Below are 19,821 nucleotides of genomic sequence, written 5' to 3'. Positions count from 1 at the left end.
AGGCCCGGCTGCCGAAGGTCTGACGACCGACACGGGTCGTGGGTGGTTCCTGGACGAGAGGAACCACCCACGACCCGTTTCACGCATCAGGCGGCCTGGCGCCCGTTGGGCACCTCAGGCTCGTGGCGGTGCGTCATGCGGTGCCACCACGACCGCGGCCGGCCACCGCTGCGGTAGTACTCCTGGACGCGGCGGGCGTCCTCGCGCAGCGCCGCCTGCCGGTAGTCCATCTCGGCCTTGATCGCCTCGGGCGTCCACTCCACCTGAACCAGCTCCTCAGTTCGCTTCGTTGACGAGACCGAGGTTGCCCCTGAGGGATGGCCCCTCACATCGAACGATCACCCAAGGCTGCGCCGCGAGACCCCTTACTCAGCCGAAAGCGCCCGGGTGGAAGGGTTCCACCCGGGCGCCTGAGGCGTGCTAGCTCACGCGCGCGGTCGTACCGGGACGCACGGTCGTGGTCGTGGCCTGCGCCTGGTTGTCCGCGGGCCTCGCGTCCTGGTACCAGTCGGGGGACGAGGCCACCGCCCGGAACGTCACCTGGCCCGCCGCGGCGTCGGCGGCGGAGTAGGTGTACGCGAACACGAACTCGGTGCGGGCGGTCGGTGAAGCGGCCACGCGCTGCAGGGTGTAGCCGATCTCCTGGCCTTGGGCGCCGTTCGCGCTGACCTTGTAGAGCGTGACCTTGACGTTCCCGTCGTGGTGGGGGTTCGCCACGTACGCCTTGATCGTCTTGGTCTGGCCGGCCCGTGCCGCCTCCGGCACGGACAGGGCGGTGATCGCCAGGTCGTGCGTCTCGACCGTCAGCTTCTCCGGCACGCTGCTGCCGGTGCGGCCGTCGGACGTCGTCGCGGTCACGGAGACCGAGTAGTCACCGTCCTTCGCGTACCGGTGCCTGATCCGCTCACCGGGCACGATCGGCGCCGACCCGCCGTCGCCGAAGTAGACGGTGCCGCTGACCAACGGCCGCTGCTCACCCGCGGACGGCACGAACTCGACGTCGGTGTAGATGGTCGGGTTGTTGGGGTACGGCGACAGCCACGGCCGCAGCGGCGCAGCGGTGCTGAACTCCACGAACGCCGGCTCCGCGTCCGCGGGCGTCTCCGCCACCCGGACCAGGTAGGACTCGCCGGCCTCGGCCGAGAAGACCGACCGCATGCCGTTGCGCTCGTTGTCGTCCGTGGACACGCAGTCCACTTCGGACAGGTCGGCGGCGCGGTACACGCTGACGGCGCCCTCGCTGGCGAGGACCTGGACGAACCTGCTGCTGGTCGGGGCGTAGCGGTACCAGACGGACTGCGTCGCCGCCGGGTCGCAGCTCGCGGACAGCTCGCCCGGCTCCGCCGTCGTGCGCCGCAGGTCGACGTCGTGCCTGCTCGGCACCGCGACCGCCGCGGCGTTCGCGCGGTTGTCGTTCGACAGGCCGGGAACGCCGCGGAAGTCGATCAGGACCGGGCCGCCGCCGGAGTAGTACTCGACCACCATCACGTGGTAGGTCGTGCCCGCTTTGACCGCGAACGTGTCGTCCCTCGGACCGTTCGCGGTGCAGGCGCCCTCGACCGGCGTCAGCGCGCCGCGCTCGCCGGTGAAGACGCCGTAGAACGGCCCGTACCGCTCGCTGTGCGTGGCCAGCCGGACGAAGCCGTCGGCGGGTGCGGTGTAGCGCAGCCACACCGACCCCGTACCCCAGTAGTTGCAGGCGTTCGGGTCGTCGGCGGCCTTGGTGGCACCGGTGGTGTCGACGGTGGCCGTGAACGGCAGTGCGGTGACGTCAAGAGCGGTGTCGAAGTCGTCGTTGCCCGGTGCGGCGTGCGCGACACCCGGTACGGACAGGGCGAGCAGGGCCGCGGCACCGAAGGCCAGCGCACGCGTTCTGATGGACAGTCTCATGATCCCCCCAGATCAGTTCAGGACGGCGGCGGCGGCGAGTGCGGGACGCACGGTGGTCGCGATCGCGATCACCTCGTTGTCGCCGGTGTTCGCGTCGTACACCGGGTACTCCAGCTTCACCTCGGCCTTGAACGTCACCTTGCCGGTCACCGCGTCCTCCGGCGTGAAGGTGTAGGAGAACGGGAAGCTCACCTTGCGCGTCGGGTGCGCGGGCACGTCGAGCTTCAGCACGCCGACCTCACGCCACCACTCGCCGTCGTGCTTGTAGAGCCTCACCGTGGCCTGCTCCAGGTACCGGGTGTTGCCCACCTGCACGGTGATCTGCTTCTGCTGTCCGGCCCGTGCCGAGGTGGGCACGGTGAACTTGGTGATGCCGACGTCGTGCGTCTTGACCGTGACCTCGACGGTGTCGGTGGAGACGCGGCCGTCGGACGTGGTCGAGCGGATCGCCGCCGTGTACACGCCGTCCTTGGTGTACCGGTGGTTCCGGTCGGTCTCCTCGCTCGCGGGCAGCGTGGTGCCGTCACCGAAGTCCCACTCGGTCAGCACCGGGTCGTCGAAGTCGTTGCCGGTGTAGACCCGGAACGGGATGGTGTCGTTGACCGACGGACCACCCGACGTGGTGGAGTAGCTGAGGTTCGTCGTGAACGCGGGTGCTTCCTTCAGCTCCAGCGTGAACCGGGAGTCGTCGCCGGCGCTGCTGACGAGCTGGAAGAAGTAGGTCTTGCCGCCCGTGAGGCCGACTGCCTTGCCGTTGTAGGCGGACGTCCCGGTGCACTTGCGCAGTTCCAGCCCGCCCAGTGCGGCGCCGTCGAAGACGCTGATCACCGGGCTGCTGCCGCCGCTCGACTTGACCTGCACGACCACTGACTGGTCCTGGGCGGGCGTGTAGGAGTACCAGACCGACGGCCGGCCCTCGGAGCTGTGACAGGCCGCCGCGTACGGCTCGGCGTCCTGGGCGGAGGCCAGCGAGAAGTCCGGACCGGGTGTGGAGAACGGCAACGTCACCGGCTGCGCGTTCGCGAAGTCGTCGTTGGCCAGCGGGGAGATCCGGTCGAGCGCGAGCTTCAGCGCGCCACCCGTCACGTTCTGCCCGGTCACCATGAAGTGGTAGGTCTCGCCCGCGGTCGCGCGGAACGTGACCGGGTCGGTCCGGCTGCGGCTGCAGCCGTCGGAGTACCAGTCGACGTGGCGCAGCTCGTGCCGCGGCCCGGTGAGCGTCGTGACCACCAGGTCTCGGCCGCTGCCCTCGGTCTTGAGCCGCAGCAGGCCGTCCTCGGTCGCGGTGTAGCTGAACCACACCGAACCGCTTGCGATGTAACCGGTGCAGTCGTACGGGTCGTCGAGCGCCTTGGTGGCGGACGTCGTGTCCTGTTCGGTCACGTACGGCAGGGCGTTGATCACGGTGGGCGTGTCGAAGTCGTCGTTGGTCGGTGGTGCCGCGTGTGCCACACCGGGCACCAGCACCCCGACCAGGGCGACGGCCGCGACCGCCGCTGATCTCCAGGAAGGCATGCGAAAGTTCCCCCAAGTCCCCAGACCCCGGCCTTGATGGCAGGGGTACCCCGACCCTAGATCGCGACGGATGGGGTGTTCGTTGCACGTTCCGGCCGAATTGCCCCATCCGGCGCAGCGCGCGCGTTACCTCGTGAACCGCAGGGTGATCACCTGGAACGGGCGCAGCACCACCTCCGCGCCCGCGGCACCCAGCGGCCGTTCGAGCAGGTCGGTCTCCTGGATGCCCCGGTGCGCGAAGGAGGTGCTGATCGAGGCGCGGGCACGACCGCCGTGCGCCTCGTAGAGCCGGACGACGACATCGCCCGACCGGTCGTCGGCCAGCTTCACGGCCTCGACCCTGACCGCCGGGTTGCCGGTGCGCACCAGCGGTTGCGGTGCGGCCGAGCCCTGGACGGTCCGCGGCGGCAGGTTGATCCGGTAGCCCGCGTCCACGGCCTCCGGCAGGCCGCCGAGCACGAGGGCGTAGCGGAAGCGGTGGTGGCCCTGGTCGGTCTCGGGGTCGGGGAACCGGGGCGCGCGCAGCAGGGACAGGCGCACGGTCGTGGTGGTCCCGCCGTCCTCGCGGGTGGTGCGGGTGACCTCGTGGCCGTAGGTCGAGTCGTTGACCACCGCGACGCCGTAGCCGGGTTCGCCGACGTGCAGGAAGCGGTGGGCGCAGATCTCGAACTTCGCCGCCTCCCACGAGGTGTTGGTGTGGACGGGCCGGTGCAGGTGGCCGAACTGGGTCTCGGCGGTGGAGACCTCGGCGCGCAGGTCGAGCGGGAACGCGATCTTGAGCAGCTTCTCGCGTTCCTGCCAGTCGACCTCGGTCTCGAAGTCGACCTGCTTGGAGCCCTCGCGCAGCCGGATCGTCTGGGTGAGCGCGGAGTCGCCGAACTCGGTGCGCACGACCACGGCGTCGGCGGCGTCGACGCGTTCGGTCGGGGCCAGGTCGGACCGCCAGTTGCGGTAGAACGGGTCGACGTCCCAGGCGTCCCACTGGTTCGGGTTGTCCTTGTGCAGCTGAGGCAGGCCCGCGCACCCGTGCGGCGGCAGGACCTCGCGCTGCTCCTCCAGGTCGAGGACGGAGGTGATCACGCCGTCGCCGTCGACCGTCACGCGGAGGCGGCCGTTGTCGAGCACGCCGCCCACGGGCGCGACGAACGGCCTGGGCGCGTCACCGCTGAACACGTCGAAGACGACCTCGGCGGAGCCGTCGCCCTTGACCGCGTCGATCGCACGGGTCGTGAGCTGCTCCAGCTCCGCCGCCATCCGCGCGTAGGTCGCCTCGGCCTCGCGGTGCACCCAGGCGATCGAGCTGCCCGGCAGGATGTCGTGGAACTGGTGCAGCAGCACGGTCTTCCACAACCGGTCGAGGTCGTCGTACGGGTACTCGGCACCGTGGAGCGCCGCCGCGGTCGACCAGTGCTCTGCCTCGCGCAGCAGGTGCTCGCAACGCCGGTTGCCCTGCTTGGTCTTGGCCTGCGTGGTGTAGGTGGCGCGGTGCTTCTCCAGGTACAGCTCGCCCGCCCACACCGGCGCGTCCGGGTACTCGTCCTGCGCGGCCTGGAAGAAGTCGCGCGGCGGCTCGACCGTCACGGTCGGGGAGCCTTCGAGGTCCGCGACCCGGTGCGCGGTCTCCATCATCTCGCGGGTGGGGCCGCCACCACCGTCGCCGTAGCCGAACGGGACCAGCGACCGGGAGGCCTTGGCGTGCTCGGCGAACTGGCGTGACGCCCGTGCGAGCTCCTCGCCGCTCAACGAGGAGTTGTAGGTGTCGACCGGCGGGAAGTGCGTGAAGATCCGGGTGCCGTCGATGCCCTCCCACCAGAACGTGTGGTGCGGGAACCGGTTGACCTGGTTCCACGACAGCTTCTGCGTGAGGAACCAGCGCGAGCCGGACAGCTTGATCAGCTGGGGGAGCGCGGCGCTGTAGCCGAACGAGTCCGGCAGCCACACCTCCTCGGTCTCCACGCCGAAGTTGTCGAGGAAGAACCGCTTGCCGTGCACCAGCTGCCGGGCCATCGCCTCACCGCCGGGCATGTTCGTGTCCGACTCGACCCACATGCCGCCGACCGGCACGAACTGCCCACTGCGGACCTTCTCGCGCACGCGGTCCCACACGTGCGGGTGGTGCTCCTTCATCCACGCGTACTGCTGGGCCTGCGAGCACGCGAAGTAGAAGTCCGGATACTCGTCCATCAGCCTCGTGACGTTGGAGAACGTCCTGGCGCACTTGCGGACCGTCTCCCGCAGCGGCCACAGCCACGCGGAGTCGATGTGCGCGTGGCCGATCGCGGAGACCTTGTGCGCGGAGGCCGTGGCGGGCATCGACAGCACGCCGGCGAGCCGGTCGCGGGCGTCGGCGGCGGTCTCCGCGACCGCGTTGAGGTCGAGCGCGTCCATCGCCCGGTCCAGCGCGTGCAGCACCTTGTGCCGGCGCGGGTCGTGCTCGGGCAGCTCCTCCATCAGACCCTGCAACACCTCGATGTCGAGCATGAGGTGCCAGACTTGCGGCCGGAACACCGCGAGCTCGGCCTTGCGGATCTTGTACAACGGCTCGGTGCCCGCGGTGTCCTTGTCGCCCAAAGCGGTCGGCACGAACGGGTGGAAGTCGAGGATCGTCGGGTTGCCCGCGGCTTCGAGGTAGTAGCGGACCTCGCTGCCCTCGACCGGCAGGTGGGTGTTGCGCGGCTCGATGCCCTTGATCGGCACGCCGTCGGCGGTGTAGGCGAGGCCTTCGGACTGGAAACCGGGGCCGGGGTGGGTGAAGCCGAGGTCGAGCACCACCTCGACCTGCTCGCCCCGCCACGCCTCCGGGACGGTGCCGGTCAGCCGGAACCAGCTGGTGCTCCACGGCGCACCCCAGTCGTCGCCGACCCGCGCGGGTTCGTAGTGAGCGGCGAGGGCTTCGGCGACCGGCACCGGCTCGTCCGGCACGGTCCACACGGCCAGCTCCAGCGGCGCGGTCTCGCCGTAGACCGCCGGGCGGATGCGTTCCTCCAGCGTGCGGTTGAGGCGTTCTTCCAGCAGCGCGCGTTCGTCGTGCATGTCAGTTCCCCAACTCGATCGAGGCCCGCACACCCGTGCGCGCGAGGGCCATCCACTCTTCGAAGAAGGCGCCACCGGGACCCCACGAGGGCCGGTCGCCGTGCAGCGTGATCGGCGTGCGCTCGGCCGGCGCGGGCGGCGTCTCCCCTGCGATCCGGGCGATCACTTCGCCGAGCGGCTTGACCTCGCGTCCGGTGGTCATCAGCCCCAACTCGTACTCGCGTTCGGGGAAGTCCACCAGCGCGCGGTCGACGTCGAACGAGCACCACCACGTGACGCCCCACAGGTCCGCGCACGTCAGCACGTTCGCAAGCGTTCGCTCGGCGAACTCCGGCGCCTGCTCGGCGCTGATCTCGGGCTGGGCGGCGCCGACCTCCTGCAACCACACCGGCCGCCGCGGGTCCCTCGCGTGCGCCTTCGCGAGCTCGATCAGGTACTCGGCGTGGTGGACGCTCTCCGGCGACATCGGGCCGTAGAGCTGCGCGGTGCCGTTGAAGACCCACGAGTGCACAGTGGTCATTGCGCCCTTGTTGGCCGCGTGCTCCGGCAGGAACGAGTGCTCGCTCTCGTACCAGACGGCGTCGTACTCGGAGTGCACGTGCGGGTGGTCCGGCGCGGCCGCGGCGCACTCGGCGAGCAGCGCATCGATCCACTCGCCGGCCTGCTCGGGCGTGCACGGGTTGGACTCGGTGAGCAGGTTGACCTCGTTGCCGAGGGTGAAGCCGAGGAAGTTCGGCTTGTCGCGCAGCGCCTCGGCGAGCGTGCGGACGTAGAGCCTCTGCCCGCTGATCACCTCGGGGTTGGTGAAGATGTTGGCGCGGTGCCAGGTCTGCACCCACGACGGGTAGAAGTCGAAGCTCGACAGGTGGCCCTGCAGCACGTCGACCTGCACGTCCAGGCCGTGTTCGCGGGCCGCGTCGAGCACCTGGCCGAGCTGCTCGACCGCCTTCGGGCGGACCAGGCCCCGGTTGGGCTGGAACACCGGCCACAGCGGGAACACCCGCACGTGGTCGAGCCCCAGCCCGGCGATCGCCGCGAAGTCCGCTTTCACGTCGTCCAGCGAGAAGTCGAGCCAGTGGTGGAACCAACCGGTGGACGGGGTGTAGTTCACGCCGAAACGCAAGGTTGAACTCCTCGGGTTTAGCCCTTGATCGCGCCTTCTCCCACTCCGCGGAAGAAGTGCTTCTGCAGCAACAGGAACAGCAGGACCAGCGGGACGACGGCGATGATCGTGCCCGCCGCCACCAGCCGCTGGTTCTGCACGAACGTGCCCTGGAGGTACGCCAGGCCGATGGTGAGCGTGTACTTCTCCTGGTCGCTCAGGACGATGAGCGGCCACAGGAAGTCGTCCCAGCTGAACATGAACGAGAACAGCGCCACCACGACCAGCGTGCCCTTCACCGACGGCAGCGCGAGGCGGGTGAAGCGCTGCCACGCGTTGGCGCCGTCGATGACCGCCGCCTCCTCCACCTCGGCGGGCAGGGCGAGGAAGGCGTTGCGCAGCAACAGGACGTTGAGCGCGGCGACCGCACCGGGCAGCACGACCGCGGTGAGCGTGTTCGTGAGCCCGAACCCGCGCATCACCAGGAACAGCGAGATCATGATCGCCTCGAACGGCACCAGGATGCTGCTCGCGAACACCACCGCGGCGAACCGGCGGCCGCGGAACCGCAACCGCGCCAGCGCGTAGCCGGCCATGGCGGCGCCGAGGCAGTTCGTGACGACGTTGACGCTCGCCACGCCCAGCGAGTTGAGCGCGAACGACCAGACCGGCACCACGTCGGCGACGGCCGCGTAGTTCGCGAACGTCGGGTCGTCCGGGATGAAGTCGGGGACGAAGACGTCCTCACCGGGCCCCTTGATGCTCGTCGCGAACTGCCACAGGAACGGTCCGACGCTGATCGCGAGGACGGCGAGCAACCCGAGGTAGCGCAGGCCGAGGAGGACGTGGGCGCGCTTCACAGCTGGTCCTCCCGGCGGTTGAGCTTCAGCGTGACCAGCAGCAGCCCCAGCAGGACGACGAACAGGACCACGCTGAGCGCGGAGGCGTACCCGACCTCGCCGGTGAGACCGCGGCCGGCGGACTGGATGAGCATCACCAGCGTGGTGCTCGCCCCGCCCGGCCCGCCGGTGCCGCCGGACAGAAGGTAGACCTCGGAGAACACGCGGAACCCGTTGACCGCGCTCAGTGCCGCGACCAGCACCATCGTCGGCCGCAGGCTCGGCACGGTGACCGACCAGAACCTCCTGACCGGTCCCGCGCCGTCGACCATCGCGGCCTCGTGCAGGTCCTTCGGCACGTTCGCGAGCGCGGCCAGGTAGATCACCATGTAGTAGCCCAGACCGCGCCAGACCGTGACGACCATCGAGCTGACGAGGAGCAGGCCGGAGTCGGTCAGGAACGGGACCCGGTCACCGCCCAGCGCCTCGACCACGCTGTTCACCAGGCCGCGGCTGTCGAGCAGCCACGTCCAGATGAGCCCGACCACGACCGTGGACGCGATCACCGGCGTGAAGAACGCCGTCCGGAAGACCCCGATGCCCGGCACGACCTTCTGCGCGAGCACCGCGACCAGCAGCGGCAGCAGCACCAGCGGGGGCACGACGCCCGCCATGTACAGCAGGCTGTTGCACGCGGCGGCCCAGAACCTGGGGTCCTGGGCCATCCGAACGAAGTTGTCCACGCCGGTGAACGTGCCGCCGCCCAGTGCGCTCGCGTCGGTGAACGCGAGCACGATCATGTTCAGGAACGGGAAGATCACGAACAGCGAGCAGATGGCCAGTCCTGGCGCCAGGAACAGCCACGGCGTGTACGGGCGGTGCGTCACCTCAGCAGCCGGTTGCACTCGGTGACGGCGTCGTCGAGTGCCTGCTTCGGCGACTTCTTGCCGAGCATGGCGTCCGCGAGCTGTTGCAGCAGCGCCTCGCGCATCTGGTCGCTGAACTGCACCGGCGTGTAGTTCACCGCCGTCTTGAGCTGCTTGGCCGCGGCGACGCGCACGCGTGCCTCGTCCGTGCCGTCCTCGGTGGTGAAGTACGGGTCGTCGCCGCCCCTGCTGGTGCTGGGGAAGATCGAGGCGAGCTTCGCGAACGCCACCTGGTTCTCGGCGTTGGTGAGGAACCGGCCGAAAGCCAGTGCCGTCGCCTGGTTCTTGCTGCTCTTCGGCACGCTGACGCCGTGCAGGAACATGTTGGCGCTGCCCGTGTTCGTGATGGGCGTGGTGATGCCGATGTTCGCGTGGAGGCTGGGCGCGTCGGTCTTGAACTTGCCGAGGTCGTAGGCGCTGCCGGGGTTCATCGCGGTCTGCTGCGCCATGAACTTCGCGCCGGCGCCGGTGTAGTTCTGCGTGAGCGCCTCGGGGATGAGCGCGCCCGCGTCGTACATGCGCTTGTAGCTCTCGACGAACTCGACGCCCTTGGGTTCGTTGAAGGTGAACCTGTCGTTCTCGAACAGCTTCACGCCGTACAGCCCGAAGTCGGCGATGCTCGGGGTCTGGCCGAGGATCGCGATCTTCTTCTCGGCGAGCTTGAGGGCCGTGACTTCAAGCTCCTTGAAGTTCGTCGGCGGCTTGCTCGGGTCGAGACCGGCCTGCTGGAACAGGGCCTTGTTGTAGAAGATCGGCCCGGTGTTGAGGTACCAGGGGAACCCGTAGCAGCCGCCCTTGCCGGGGATCTCGAACGCCTGCCAGGCGTTCGCCAGGTACTCCTGCCTGGCGTCCTTGAGGTTCTCGTCGAGGTTGACGAGCTGCCCCGCCTTGGCGAGCGGGAAGCTGAGGTCCGGCGGGACGTTGATGACGTCGGGCAGGCTCCCGGCGCTCGCGTCCGCCATGACCTTGGCCAGGTAGCCGTCCGCGGGCTGGTCGACCCACTTCACGGTGGTGCCCCGGTGCCGCTTCTGGAAAGCGTCGACGACACCGTTGACGTAGTCGGTGTACTTGGGCTTGAGGGACCAGGTCTGGACCGTGATCTCGCCCGTGACCTGGCCCGACGCCGATGAGCCTGTGTTCGGTGTGCCGGACAGTCCGCATCCCGCCACGGGCACCGCCGCCAGGCCCGCGAGGAACGTGCGCCTCTTCATCAACAGCCACCTCCTTGCTGGCGGACCCTAGCTAAACCGGTTTATCTGCGGCTAGCCTCCGATCGTCTTGTTGTCTCGTTCCGGACAGGGTGCGCAGCGGTGAAGAGGCCAACGATCAAGGACATCGCGGCGGCCGCCGGCGTGTCCAAGGGCGCCGCGTCACTGGCGCTGAACGGCCGCTCCGGCGTGTCCGAGACGACCCGCGCCCGCGTGCTGGCCGTGGCCTCGTCCCTGGGCTATCGCCCCTCCGCGACCGCGCGCGCGTTGTCCTCCGCCTCCGCCGACGCGGTCGGGTTGGTCCTGGTGCGCCCACCGCGCGCGTTGGGGGACGAGGCGTTCTTCTTCCAGTTGATCGCCGGCATGCAGTCGGAGATGTCATGCGCACTGCTGCTGCAGGTGGTGTCGTCGCGCGCCGAGGAGATCGCGCTCTACGAACGGTGGTTCGCCGAACACCGGGTCGACGGGGTGTTCCTCGTCGACCTGCTGGTGTCGGATCCGCGGGTGGAGCTGATGTCGTCGCTCGGGATGCCGGCGGTCGTGGTCGGCGGCGCGGGGCACCACGGAGCGCTGGCTTCGGTGTGGGCCGACGACTACGCGGCGATGACGTCGGTCGTGTCGCACCTGAAGGCGTTGGGGCACCGGAGGATCGCGCGCGTGGCCGGGTTGCCGTCGCTGCTGCACACGGTGCGGCGGGACGCGGCGTTCTCCTCGTCCGTCGTGGACGGTGTCGTGGTGTACGGGGACTACACCGCCGAGTCCGGGGCGTCGGCCACGCGGGAGCTGCTGGGAGCGGCCGAACCGCCCACCGCGATCGTGTACGACAACGACGTGATGGCGGTGGCCGGGGCCGAGGTCGCCGGTGCGCTGGGGGTGGCGGTGCCGCAACGGCTGTCGATCGTCGCCTGGGACGACTCGGTCCTGTGCCAGCACGGGCGGCTGACGGCCCTGTCGCGGGACACGTTCGCGTTCGGGGCACGGGCGGCTCGGGCACTGCTGGCGGTGCTGGGCGGCGCGGTGCCGACGGACGTGGAGGACGTGCTGCCGGAGCTGGTGGTGCGGGGAAGCTCCGGGGTGGCACCGGGCAGTGCCTGAGGGCGGCCTCGCCCGGTGGACGGCGCGCGGCCGCCACCGGGCGAGGTCCTGCGCTCGGGACGGTCAGGTCAGCGAGGCCACCTGGTCGCTGACCACCTGGGCCGCCGCCGACACGAGTGCGGTCACCGCCGGGTTCGTCGAGTTGTCCTGGCGCCAGCCGAACTGGGTGTAGACGCGGAAGTTCGGGGACCAGGGCAAGCGGACCAACCTGCCGTCGGCCAGCTCGGCGGCGACGGTGACCTCCGGCATCAGCGCGATGCCGAGGCCGGAGGAGACGGCGCGCTTCGCCGCGTCGATCGAGTCCAGCTCCAGGACCGGGGCCCGCGTCTCGTCGAAGGCGAGGGAGCTCTCGAACAGGTCGTGGTAGGCGGCGCCGTTCTCGGCGCGGATCAGCGTGCTGCCGGTGAGGTCGTCCTCCGTGAGGGACTGGCGCTGCGTCAGCATGTGGTTCGGGCCGGCCACCACCACGAGCGGTTCCGGGCACAGCACCGTCGTCTCCAGGCCCTCGCGCGGCTCGATGGCGCCGATGAAGAACGCGCAGTCGAGTTGGCCGTCGCGCACCGAGTTCAGGTTGTTCAGGGCGTTGCGCGAGTGGAGCGAGAGTTGGACGCTCGGGTAGCGCCAGCACATGTATTCGATGAGCGGTAACAGACGGTAGTCGGTCAAACTCTGTGCGGAACCGATGACGAGTTTGCCGTGCGGCTCGCCGTTCATCGTGATGGCTTTTCGGGCCTTTTCCGTGAGGTTGATGATGTTTCGCGCGAACGGGAGCAGTTCCACGCCTGCGGAGGTCATCTGGATACCCCGCGGCAGGCGTCGGAATAGCACGACGCCGAGTGCCTCCTCCAGGGCCTTGATGCGGGTCGTGATGGTCGGCTGCGAGCAGTTGAGCGTGGCTGCGGCCTTGGTGAAGCTCCCTGTCTGAACCACGGTCGTGAACGCGAGAAGCTGGCGTGTCTCCATCAGGCGGATCCTCGGATTAAAACGGTGCGACGACTTTTTCTCGTTCGTTCCCGTGGTCCTGTTACGGATGGTGCGAGGGTCGTAACGCTACCTGTCCCCCTTGGCCGCAACATTGGTGCTAATGGAGTCATCTTGATCGGTCGCGAAAGGGGGTTTCCGCCGAAAGAGTGATTTTAGAGAGGTGGTCTGCGACAGGCCGTAGCGGGCCGACTCTTTTCAGTGATCCTTTCGCCAGGCGAACAAACAACGCCGCCACCTCGCAGAGGTGACGGCGTTGTGGGCGGAGGTGCGGATCAGGCGCCGCAGGCCCCGCCGCCGAGCAGGAAGCTGTAGACGACCGGCGGTTCGGTGCCCAGCTGCTGCGTCACGGTGAGGCGGATGCCGTCCGCCCACTCGTAGGTGTGGGGGAACTCGCTGCGCCACGGTTCGAGGATGGACGCCCGCTGCGCGCCGCGGAGCTCGACCGTGGTGGTCCGCTGCGCGCCGTCCGGGGTCGCGGAGTCGCCCGCGTCGACGCCCGTCAGGGTGTGCACGCCGATGCCGTTGGCCGGCGCCTTGACCATCCGGCCCGCCGCGTCGCGGAGGTGCAGGGCGAGGTTCGACATCTCGCTGACCGTGTTGTAGCTGTCCGGGTCGGTGGTGCACCACGCCGTGCGGTTGATCTCGGCGAACGCCAGGAACGGGCCCCGCGAGTCCGTGAGCGCGATCGAGGCGAGGCGTTCGGCCTTGAGGTTCGTGCTGTCACCGGGGCCCGCGTAGAGGACCACGGCGGACTCGGGCAGCTGCGGCGCCACGTCCTCGTCGGCCAGGTGCACGCCCCAGCCGGGGTGCAGGGCGGTGCGGCCGACCACGACCTCGTCCGCGCGGAACCCGGCGGGCTCGTCGCCGGGGAGCCAGGTGCGGCTGAGGCCCTCGGTCCGGCCGTTGACGGTCAGCGCGTAGGCGGACGCCGTGGCGACCTGCGGGAAGACCGGGGTGCCCGCCGACGCGGGTGCGACCGCGGCCGCTCCCAGGACGGCGCCGGCGGCGGTGATGGCGAGAAGTCTGCTGACAGCACTGTGCACGTCGAACTCCCGATGATCGGGTGAAGCCCCCATAACGGCACGAACCGGCCGTGTGCGGAGAAGGGTAGCGACGGCTGCCGGCCGGTCCCGCGGGGCGCGGAACCGGGGTGGCGGCGGTCACACGGCGGGCCTCGCCTAGACTCGCTGGGAATCCGGGCGCCACGAGTGGCGGTACCGGCTGTCTGCACGTTCTTGTTCGTATCGAGGAGTCCACGTTGAAGAGCACCGTCGAGCACCTGAGCCCGACGAGGGTCCGGATCAACGTCGAGGTGCCGTTCGACGAGCTCAAGTCGAACTTCGACCAGGCGTACCGGAAGCTCGCGAAGCAGGTCCGCATCCCCGGCTTCCGCCCCGGCAAGGCCCCCGCCAAGGTGCTGGAGAGCCGCATCGGCCGCGCTCCGGTCCTGGACGAGGTCATCCAGGAGGCCATCCCGGCCAAGTACCTGGAGGCGGTCAACGCCGGTGAGGTGCGCACGCTGGGCCGCCCCGACTTCGAGGTCACCAAGATCGAGGACGGCGCGACGCTCGAGTTCACGGCCGAGGTCGACGTCCGTCCCGAGATCACCGTGCCCGCGTTCGGCGAGCTCGCGGTGACCGTGGACGAGCAGGAGGTCGCCGACGAGGACGTGACCACGCAGCTGGACGAGCTCCGCGCCCGCTTCGGCACGCTGACCGGCGTCAGCCGCCCCGCGCAGACCGGCGACTTCGTCGTCGTCGACCTGTCCGCCACCGTCGGCGGCGAGGAGGTCGAGGAGGCGCGCACCAGCGGCCTGTCCTACGAGATCGGTTCCGGCCAGCTCGTCGAGGGCATCGACGAGGCGCTCGTCGGCGCGTCCGAGGGCGAGACCAAGACCTTCACCACCACGCTCGTCGCCGGTGAGCACGAGGGCAGCGAGGCCGAGGTCACCGTCGTGCTGAACACGGTGAAGGAGCGCCAGCTCCCCGAGCTCGACGACGAGTTCGCGCAGCTCGCCAGCGAGTTCGACACGCTCGACGAGCTCAAGGCCGACCTGCGGACCCGCCTGGGCCGCGTCAAGAAGATGCAGCAGGGCGTGCAGGCGCGCGACAAGGTCCTCGAGGCGCTGCTGGAGACCACCGAGGTCCCGCTGCCCGAGGGCATCGTCCAGGGCGAGATCGACGCCCGCAAGCACGACGCCGTGCACGCCTTCGACCACGACGACGCGAAGTTCGCCGCGTGGCTCGAGGAGCAGGGCCAGTCGGAGGAGGAGTTCGACGCCGAGCTGCGCAAGGCCGCCGAGCAGGCCGTCAAGACGCAGCTGGTGCTCGACTCGATCGCCGACGCCGAGCAGGTCACGGTGTCCGACGGCGAGCTGACCGAGCGGATCATCTACCAGGCCCAGCGCTTCGGCATCAGCCCCGACGAGTACGTCAAGCGCGCGCAGCAGTCCGGCCAGCTCGGCGCGATCTTCGCCGACGTCCGCCGCGGCAAGGCGCTCGCGAGCGTCGTGCGCCAGGCGACGGTCAGCGACACCAGCGGCGAGAAGCTGGACCTCGACGAGCTCTTCGGCGAGACCAAGTCCCAAGAGGACGCGGAGTAGTTCGGCGCCCTCGCCGCGTGACGCGGCGAACGCCGGAAATACAGCCCTGAGCGAACGCGGGCGGTGTCGGGCATCTGACGCCGCCCGCCTTCGTTAAGGTCGATCGCAGAGAGTTTTCGCTTCCAGATTCGTTCCACCTGGAGTTAGGCAGGCAGACGTGACGCAGCACTCCTTCCCGACCCCCGAGATGCGGTCGGCCACCGCCGGGATGAACCTCAACGACTCGGTGTACGAGCGGCTGCTCCGCGAGCGGATCATCGTCCTGGGATCGCAGGTCGAAGAGGGCATCGCCAACCAGATCACCGCTCAGTTGCTGCTGCTGGCCGCTGAGGACCCCGAGAAGGACATCACCCTCTACATCAACTCGCCGGGTGGTTCCGTCACGGCGGGCATGGCCATCTACGACACGATGCAGCTGATCGAGCCGGACGTGGCCACGGTCGCCATGGGTCTCGCGGCGTCGATGGGTCAGTTCCTGCTCTCCGCGGGTGCCCGCGGCAAGCGCCAGGCGCTCCCGCACGCGCGCATCCTCATGCACCAGCCGTCGGCGGGTGTCGGTGGTACGGCGGCGGACATCGCGATCCAGGCGGACATGCTGACGCGCACCAAGCGCGAGATGGCCGAGCTGATCGCCGAGCACACCGGCCAGCCGGTCGAGCGCATCATCGCCGACTCCGACCGCGACCGCTGGTTCACCGCGCAGGAAGCGCTGGAGTACGGCTTCGTCGACAAGGTCGTCACCCGGTCGCAGCCCGTCGGCGACTCGAACAACTGACGTCAGCTAGGAGACCTCAAGTGAGCCAGTTCCACATGCCTCAGTCGCGGTACGTGCTGCCGTCGTTCGTCGAACGCACCAGCTACGGCATGAAGGAGTCGAACCCGTACAACAAGCTGTTCGAGGAGCGCATCATCTTCCTCGGCGTGCAGGTTGACGACGCCTCGGCCAACGACGTCATGGCGCAGCTGCTGGTCCTCGAGTCCGAGGACCCGGACCGCGACATCCTGATGTACATCAACTCGCCGGGTGGCTCGTTCACCTCGCTGATGGCCATCTACGACACCATGCAGTTCGTCCGCCCGGACATCCAGACGTACTGCCTCGGCCAGGCCGCCTCGGCCGCCGCGGTGCTGCTGGCCGCCGGCACCCCCGGCAAGCGCCACGCGCTGCCGAACGCGCGAATCCTGATCCACCAGCCCTCCATGGAGGGCGCGTACGGTCAGGTGTCCGACCTGGAGATCCAGTCGAACGAGATCCAGCGCGTGCGCCGCCTGATGGAGTCCACCCTCGCGCGGCACACCAACCGCACGGCGGAGGAGGTTCGCGAGAGCATCGAGCGCGACCGCATCCTCACGGCCGACGAGGCCAAGGACTACGGCATCGTCGACTCGGTGCTGCCCTACCGCAAGCTCTCCGCGAAGTCCTGAAGCGTCGTCTCCCGAGGGCTGGGAAGCCGGCCCTCGGGAACCGCCGACACGCCGATGTGACCGGGCAACTGGCCTGATCGGGGCGTCGGGGGGACGCTGGTCCTCCCCTGAAACGGGGTCGGCCGGGTACCGTCAGGAGAACGGGCGAAGCACCCACAGCCAGTGGGACTGCCACAGCAAGTCAGCAGGCGCACTACAGCAGGTGTGCGCCGGAGGGGACATAGGTCAGCGGTCATGGCGCGTATCGGTGACGGCGGCGACTTGCTGAAGTGCTCTTTCTGCGGAAAGAGCCAGAAGCAGGTGAAGAAACTCATCGCCGGCCCCGGCGTCTACATCTGCGATGAGTGCATCGATCTCTGCAACGAGATCATCGAGGAGGAGCTGGCGGAAGCCGGCGACGTGAAGCTCGACGAGCTGCCGAAGCCCGCCGAGATCCACGAGTTCCTCGACCAGTACGTCATCGGCCAGAGCGATGCGAAGCGCACCCTCTCCGTCGCCGTCTACAACCACTACAAGCGCATCCAGGCGGGCGACCGCGGGCGCGAGGGTCGTGACGACGGTGTCGAGCTGGCCAAGTCGAACATCCTGATGCTCGGCCCGACGGGCTGTGGCAAGACCTACCTCGCGCAGACGCTCGCGAAGATGCTGAACGTGCCGTTCGCCATCGCCGACGCGACCGCGCTGACGGAGGCCGGGTACGTCGGTGAGGACGTCGAGAACATCCTGTTGAAGCTCATCCAGGCCGCCGACTACGACGTCAAGCGGGCCGAGACGGGCATCATCTACATCGACGAGGTCGACAAGATCGCTCGAAAGAGTGAAAACCCGTCGATCACGCGCGACGTCTCCGGCGAGGGCGTGCAGCAGGCGCTGTTGAAGATCCTGGAGGGCACCACCGCATCGGTGCCACCGCAGGGCGGCCGCAAGCACCCGCACCAGGAGTTCATCCAGATCGACACGACGAACGTGCTGTTCATCGTGGCCGGTGCCTTCGCGGGCCTGGAGAAGATCATCCAGGACCGGGTCGGCAAGCGCGGCCTGGGCTTCGGTGCCGAGGTCCGCTCCAAGGCCGAGACGGACGCGGCGGACTACTTCGCCGACTCCATGCCGGAGGACCTGATCAAGTTCGGTCTGATCCCCGAGTTCATCGGGCGTCTGCCGATGGTCGCCTCCGTCACGAACCTCGACAAGCCGTCGCTGGTGCAGATCCTCACCGAGCCGAAGAACGCGCTGGTCAAGCAGTACCAGAAGCTCTTCGAGATGGACGGGGTCGAGCTGGAGTTCACCAAGACCGCGCTCGAGGCGGTGGCCGACCAGGCCATCCTGCGCGGGACCGGTGCCCGAGGGCTCCGCGCGATCATGGAAGAGGTCCTGCTCCCGGTGATGTACGACATCCCGAGCCGCACGGACGTCGCCAAGGTCGTGATCACCGAGCAGACGGTGAAGGAGAACGTGAACCCGACCATCGTGGCCCGGCAGCCCTCGCGCCGGGAGCGTCGGGAGAAGTCCGCGTAGTACTCGCTCGTGAGAAGGGCGCCGGTGAGCTCACCGGCGCCCTTTCGCGTTTCCGGGGGGATCGGGATGTCGTTCGACGCGCGGGTGGCCGCTCACGGGGCCGTGTCCACGGCGCTGGCCGGTCTCGGGGACGAGAAGCTGGCCGCTCTCGTGGCCGCGGCCAGGCCGCTGGGGGCGGGGATCGGCGGGACGTCGGCGTTGCTGCACGTCGACGGGGTTCCGGTCTTCGTCAAACGGGTGCCGCTGACCGAGCTGGAGCTGCGGCCGGAGCACGTCCGGTCCACGGCGAACCTCTTCGGCCTGCCCGCCTTCTGCCACTACGGCGTCGGGCTCGTCGGCGCGCCGGGGTTCGGTGCCTGGCGCGAGCTCGCCGTGCACGAGCTGACGACGGACTGGGTGCTCGCGGGCGACCACGAGGGCTTCCCGCTGCTGCACCACTGGCGGGTCCTGCCGCACCCCGGGCAGTCGCTGCCCGACGAGCTGGCCGACGTCGACGGGGCGGTGGCCTACTGGGAGGACACGCCGGCGGCGCGGCACCGGATCGAGGCGCTGCGGGACTCCACGGCGAGCATCGCGTTGTTCCTGGAGCACTTCCCGCACGACCTGCACGACTGGTTGCGGCAGCAGGTCCGCGCCGGCGCCGAGGCCACCGCGAACGCTTGCGCGATGGTCGAGCGGGAGCTGGCGGCCGGGATCGCCGCCATGAACGCCCGCGGCCTGCTGCACCTCGACGCCCACTTCCGCAACGTCCTGACCGACGGCGAACGGCTGTACTTCGCCGACTTCGGTCTCGCGCTGACCGCGGACTTCGACCTGGCCCGGGACGAGGCGGACTTCTTCGCCGGGCACCAGGGCTACGACCGCGACTACGCCGCCACCCACCTGGTGCTCTGGCTGACCGCCGAGCTGTACGGGCACCGCGGCGCCGAGCACAGCGCGTTCCTGCGCGCGTGCGCCCGCGGGGAGCGTCCGGCGGGGGTGCCGCGGCAGGTCGCCGACGTCCTCGTCCGCCACGCGCCGACCGCCGAGCTGATGACCGGCTTCTACCGCCGCTTCCAGCAGGAGAGCAGGCACGTCCCGTACCCGGCGGCCACTAGGGTGGTGCCATGTCGCTGCCCCACGTGCTCCTGATCCACGGCTGGACCGGTTCGGGCCCCGAACACTGGCAGAGCAAGCTCGCCCACGCGGTCGCCGAACACGGCGGCCTGGTCGACATGCCGCACTTCAGCGACCCCGACCAGCCCGACCTGACCACGTGGCTGCGGGAGCTCGACACCCACCTCGAAGCCGCGCCGGCCGACCGCGAACGGGTGGTCATCGCCCACTCGCTGGGCTGCTACCTGTGGCTGCACCACGCGGCCCGCGAGGGCATCGCGCACGTCGACCGCGTCCTGCTGGTCGCCCCGCCCGCCCCGGACTACCCCGAGCCCGCCATCAAGACGTTCTTCCCGGCACCGCTCGACCCGGCCGGGCTGCGGCGCGCGGCCACCGACACGCGGCTGGTGCTCGGCGAGGGCGACCCGTACCTGCCGGTGGCGGCCGGGAAGCAGCTCGCGGAGTCGTTGCGGATCGAGGTCGACGTGGTGCCGGGTGCGGGGCACATCAACGTGGACGCGGGCTACGGCGAGTGGCCGGCGGTGCTCAAGTGGGTCCGGTCGAAGACGGTGCCGCTGACGCCCCGCTAGGT

Annotated in this window: 17 protein-coding genes; 7 read left to right on the top strand and 10 right to left on the bottom strand. The window is 69.5% G+C overall.

Going from position 1 to position 19,821, the window contains the following annotated elements:
- Positions 1-86: 86 nt before the first annotated feature.
- From ACVDFE_RS39180 to ACVDFE_RS39145, 8 genes are all read right to left on the bottom strand, one after another.
- Complete coding sequence (locus tag ACVDFE_RS39180; protein WP_458433954.1) at positions 87-263, bottom strand: hypothetical protein; 177 nt, start codon at positions 261-263, stop codon at positions 87-89.
- 157 nt (positions 264-420) lie between these two features.
- A complete protein-coding gene (locus ACVDFE_RS39175) occupies positions 421-1,890 on the bottom strand; it encodes a PKD domain-containing protein (protein WP_458433953.1) in 1,470 nt (489 codons plus the stop codon).
- Between the two features lie 12 nt (positions 1,891-1,902).
- Positions 1,903-3,405, bottom strand: coding sequence for a PKD domain-containing protein (locus ACVDFE_RS39170; protein WP_458433951.1), 1,503 nt, complete (start codon positions 3,403-3,405; stop codon positions 1,903-1,905).
- Between the two features lie 126 nt (positions 3,406-3,531).
- Positions 3,532-6,438 (bottom strand): alpha-mannosidase, encoded by a 2,907-nt coding sequence (locus ACVDFE_RS39165; protein ID WP_458433950.1) that lies wholly within the window; start codon positions 6,436-6,438, stop codon positions 3,532-3,534.
- A gap of 1 nt (position 6,439) precedes the next feature.
- Positions 6,440-7,561 (bottom strand): glycoside hydrolase 5 family protein, encoded by a 1,122-nt coding sequence (locus ACVDFE_RS39160; RefSeq protein WP_458433948.1) that lies wholly within the window; start codon positions 7,559-7,561, stop codon positions 6,440-6,442.
- A gap of 17 nt (positions 7,562-7,578) precedes the next feature.
- Positions 7,579-8,400, bottom strand: a complete 822-nt coding sequence (locus ACVDFE_RS39155) for a carbohydrate ABC transporter permease (protein ID WP_458433947.1) — start codon at positions 8,398-8,400, stop codon at positions 7,579-7,581.
- Positions 8,397-9,266, bottom strand: coding sequence for a carbohydrate ABC transporter permease (locus ACVDFE_RS39150; RefSeq protein WP_458433946.1), 870 nt, complete (start codon positions 9,264-9,266; stop codon positions 8,397-8,399). The genes ACVDFE_RS39155 and ACVDFE_RS39150 overlap by 4 nt, the downstream gene beginning before the upstream one ends.
- On the bottom strand, positions 9,263-10,516 hold the full coding sequence (locus tag ACVDFE_RS39145) for an ABC transporter substrate-binding protein (RefSeq protein WP_458433945.1): 1,254 nt from the start codon (positions 10,514-10,516) through the stop codon (positions 9,263-9,265). The genes ACVDFE_RS39150 and ACVDFE_RS39145 overlap by 4 nt, the downstream gene beginning before the upstream one ends.
- Positions 10,517-10,615: 99 nt before the next feature.
- On the opposite strand from ACVDFE_RS39145, the gene ACVDFE_RS39140 reads away from it, so the two are divergent.
- Entirely contained in the window at positions 10,616-11,608 is a 993-nt protein-coding gene (locus tag ACVDFE_RS39140; RefSeq protein ID WP_458433944.1) for a LacI family DNA-binding transcriptional regulator, read from the top strand.
- Between the two features lie 63 nt (positions 11,609-11,671).
- On the opposite strand, the gene ACVDFE_RS39135 is transcribed toward ACVDFE_RS39140, so the two are convergent.
- A complete protein-coding gene (locus ACVDFE_RS39135; RefSeq protein WP_360399502.1) occupies positions 11,672-12,571 on the bottom strand; it encodes a LysR family transcriptional regulator in 900 nt (299 codons plus the stop codon).
- Between the two features lie 293 nt (positions 12,572-12,864).
- Entirely contained in the window at positions 12,865-13,635 is a 771-nt protein-coding gene (locus tag ACVDFE_RS39130) for a hypothetical protein (protein WP_360399499.1), read from the bottom strand.
- 215 nt (positions 13,636-13,850) lie between these two features.
- On the opposite strand from ACVDFE_RS39130, the gene tig reads away from it, so the two are divergent.
- The 6 genes from tig to ACVDFE_RS39100 all read left to right on the top strand — a co-directional run bounded on the left by tig (position 13,851) and on the right by ACVDFE_RS39100 (position 19,819).
- On the top strand, positions 13,851-15,194 hold the full coding sequence (gene tig, locus ACVDFE_RS39125) for a trigger factor (protein WP_360399496.1): 1,344 nt from the start codon (positions 13,851-13,853) through the stop codon (positions 15,192-15,194).
- A gap of 187 nt (positions 15,195-15,381) precedes the next feature.
- A complete protein-coding gene (locus tag ACVDFE_RS39120) occupies positions 15,382-15,969 on the top strand; it encodes an ATP-dependent Clp protease proteolytic subunit (protein WP_053735683.1) in 588 nt (195 codons plus the stop codon).
- A 35-nt stretch (positions 15,970-16,004) separates the two neighbouring features.
- The gene (locus ACVDFE_RS39115; protein WP_089957693.1) at positions 16,005-16,619 is read left to right on the top strand and encodes an ATP-dependent Clp protease proteolytic subunit; all 615 of its coding nucleotides are present in this window, start codon (positions 16,005-16,007) and stop codon (positions 16,617-16,619) included.
- Positions 16,620-16,853: 234 nt separating this feature from the next.
- A complete protein-coding gene (gene clpX, locus ACVDFE_RS39110; protein ID WP_360399493.1) occupies positions 16,854-18,134 on the top strand; it encodes an ATP-dependent Clp protease ATP-binding subunit ClpX in 1,281 nt (426 codons plus the stop codon).
- A 66-nt stretch (positions 18,135-18,200) separates the two neighbouring features.
- On the top strand, positions 18,201-19,265 hold the full coding sequence (locus tag ACVDFE_RS39105; RefSeq protein ID WP_458433943.1) for a hypothetical protein: 1,065 nt from the start codon (positions 18,201-18,203) through the stop codon (positions 19,263-19,265).
- Positions 19,241-19,819: an RBBP9/YdeN family alpha/beta hydrolase gene (locus ACVDFE_RS39100; protein WP_458433942.1), complete on the top strand. Its 579-nt coding sequence runs from the start codon at positions 19,241-19,243 to the stop codon at positions 19,817-19,819. Before ACVDFE_RS39105 ends, ACVDFE_RS39100 begins: the two co-directional genes overlap by 25 nt.
- The last annotated feature ends 2 nt before the right edge of the window (positions 19,820-19,821 follow it).

Source organism: Lentzea chajnantorensis (assembly GCF_054300775.1).
This window is presented reverse-complemented; position numbering and strand designations above follow the sequence as displayed.

Bases quoted from the DNA above. Each gene is read 5' to 3' on its own strand.
- ACVDFE_RS39175 (WP_458433953.1), bottom strand. From the start codon at position 1,890: ATGAGACTGTCCATCAGAACGCGTGCGCTGGCCTTCGGTGCCGCGGCC.
- ACVDFE_RS39170 (WP_458433951.1), bottom strand. From the start codon at position 3,405: ATGCCTTCCTGGAGATCAGCGGCGGTCGCGGCCGTCGCCCTGGTCGGG.
- ACVDFE_RS39165 (WP_458433950.1), bottom strand. From the start codon at position 6,438: ATGCACGACGAACGCGCGCTGCTGGAAGAACGCCTCAACCGCACGCTG.
- ACVDFE_RS39145 (WP_458433945.1), bottom strand. From the start codon at position 10,516: ATGAAGAGGCGCACGTTCCTCGCGGGCCTGGCGGCGGTGCCCGTGGCG.
- ACVDFE_RS39135 (WP_360399502.1), bottom strand. From the start codon at position 12,571: ATGGAGACACGCCAGCTTCTCGCGTTCACGACCGTGGTTCAGACAGGG.
- ACVDFE_RS39120 (WP_053735683.1), top strand. From the start codon at position 15,382: ATGCGGTCGGCCACCGCCGGGATGAACCTCAACGACTCGGTGTACGAG.
- ACVDFE_RS39115 (WP_089957693.1), top strand. From the start codon at position 16,005: ATGCCTCAGTCGCGGTACGTGCTGCCGTCGTTCGTCGAACGCACCAGC.
- clpX (WP_360399493.1), top strand. From the start codon at position 16,854: ATGGCGCGTATCGGTGACGGCGGCGACTTGCTGAAGTGCTCTTTCTGC.
- ACVDFE_RS39105 (WP_458433943.1), top strand. From the start codon at position 18,201: ATGTCGTTCGACGCGCGGGTGGCCGCTCACGGGGCCGTGTCCACGGCG.
- ACVDFE_RS39100 (WP_458433942.1), top strand. From the start codon at position 19,241: ATGTCGCTGCCCCACGTGCTCCTGATCCACGGCTGGACCGGTTCGGGC.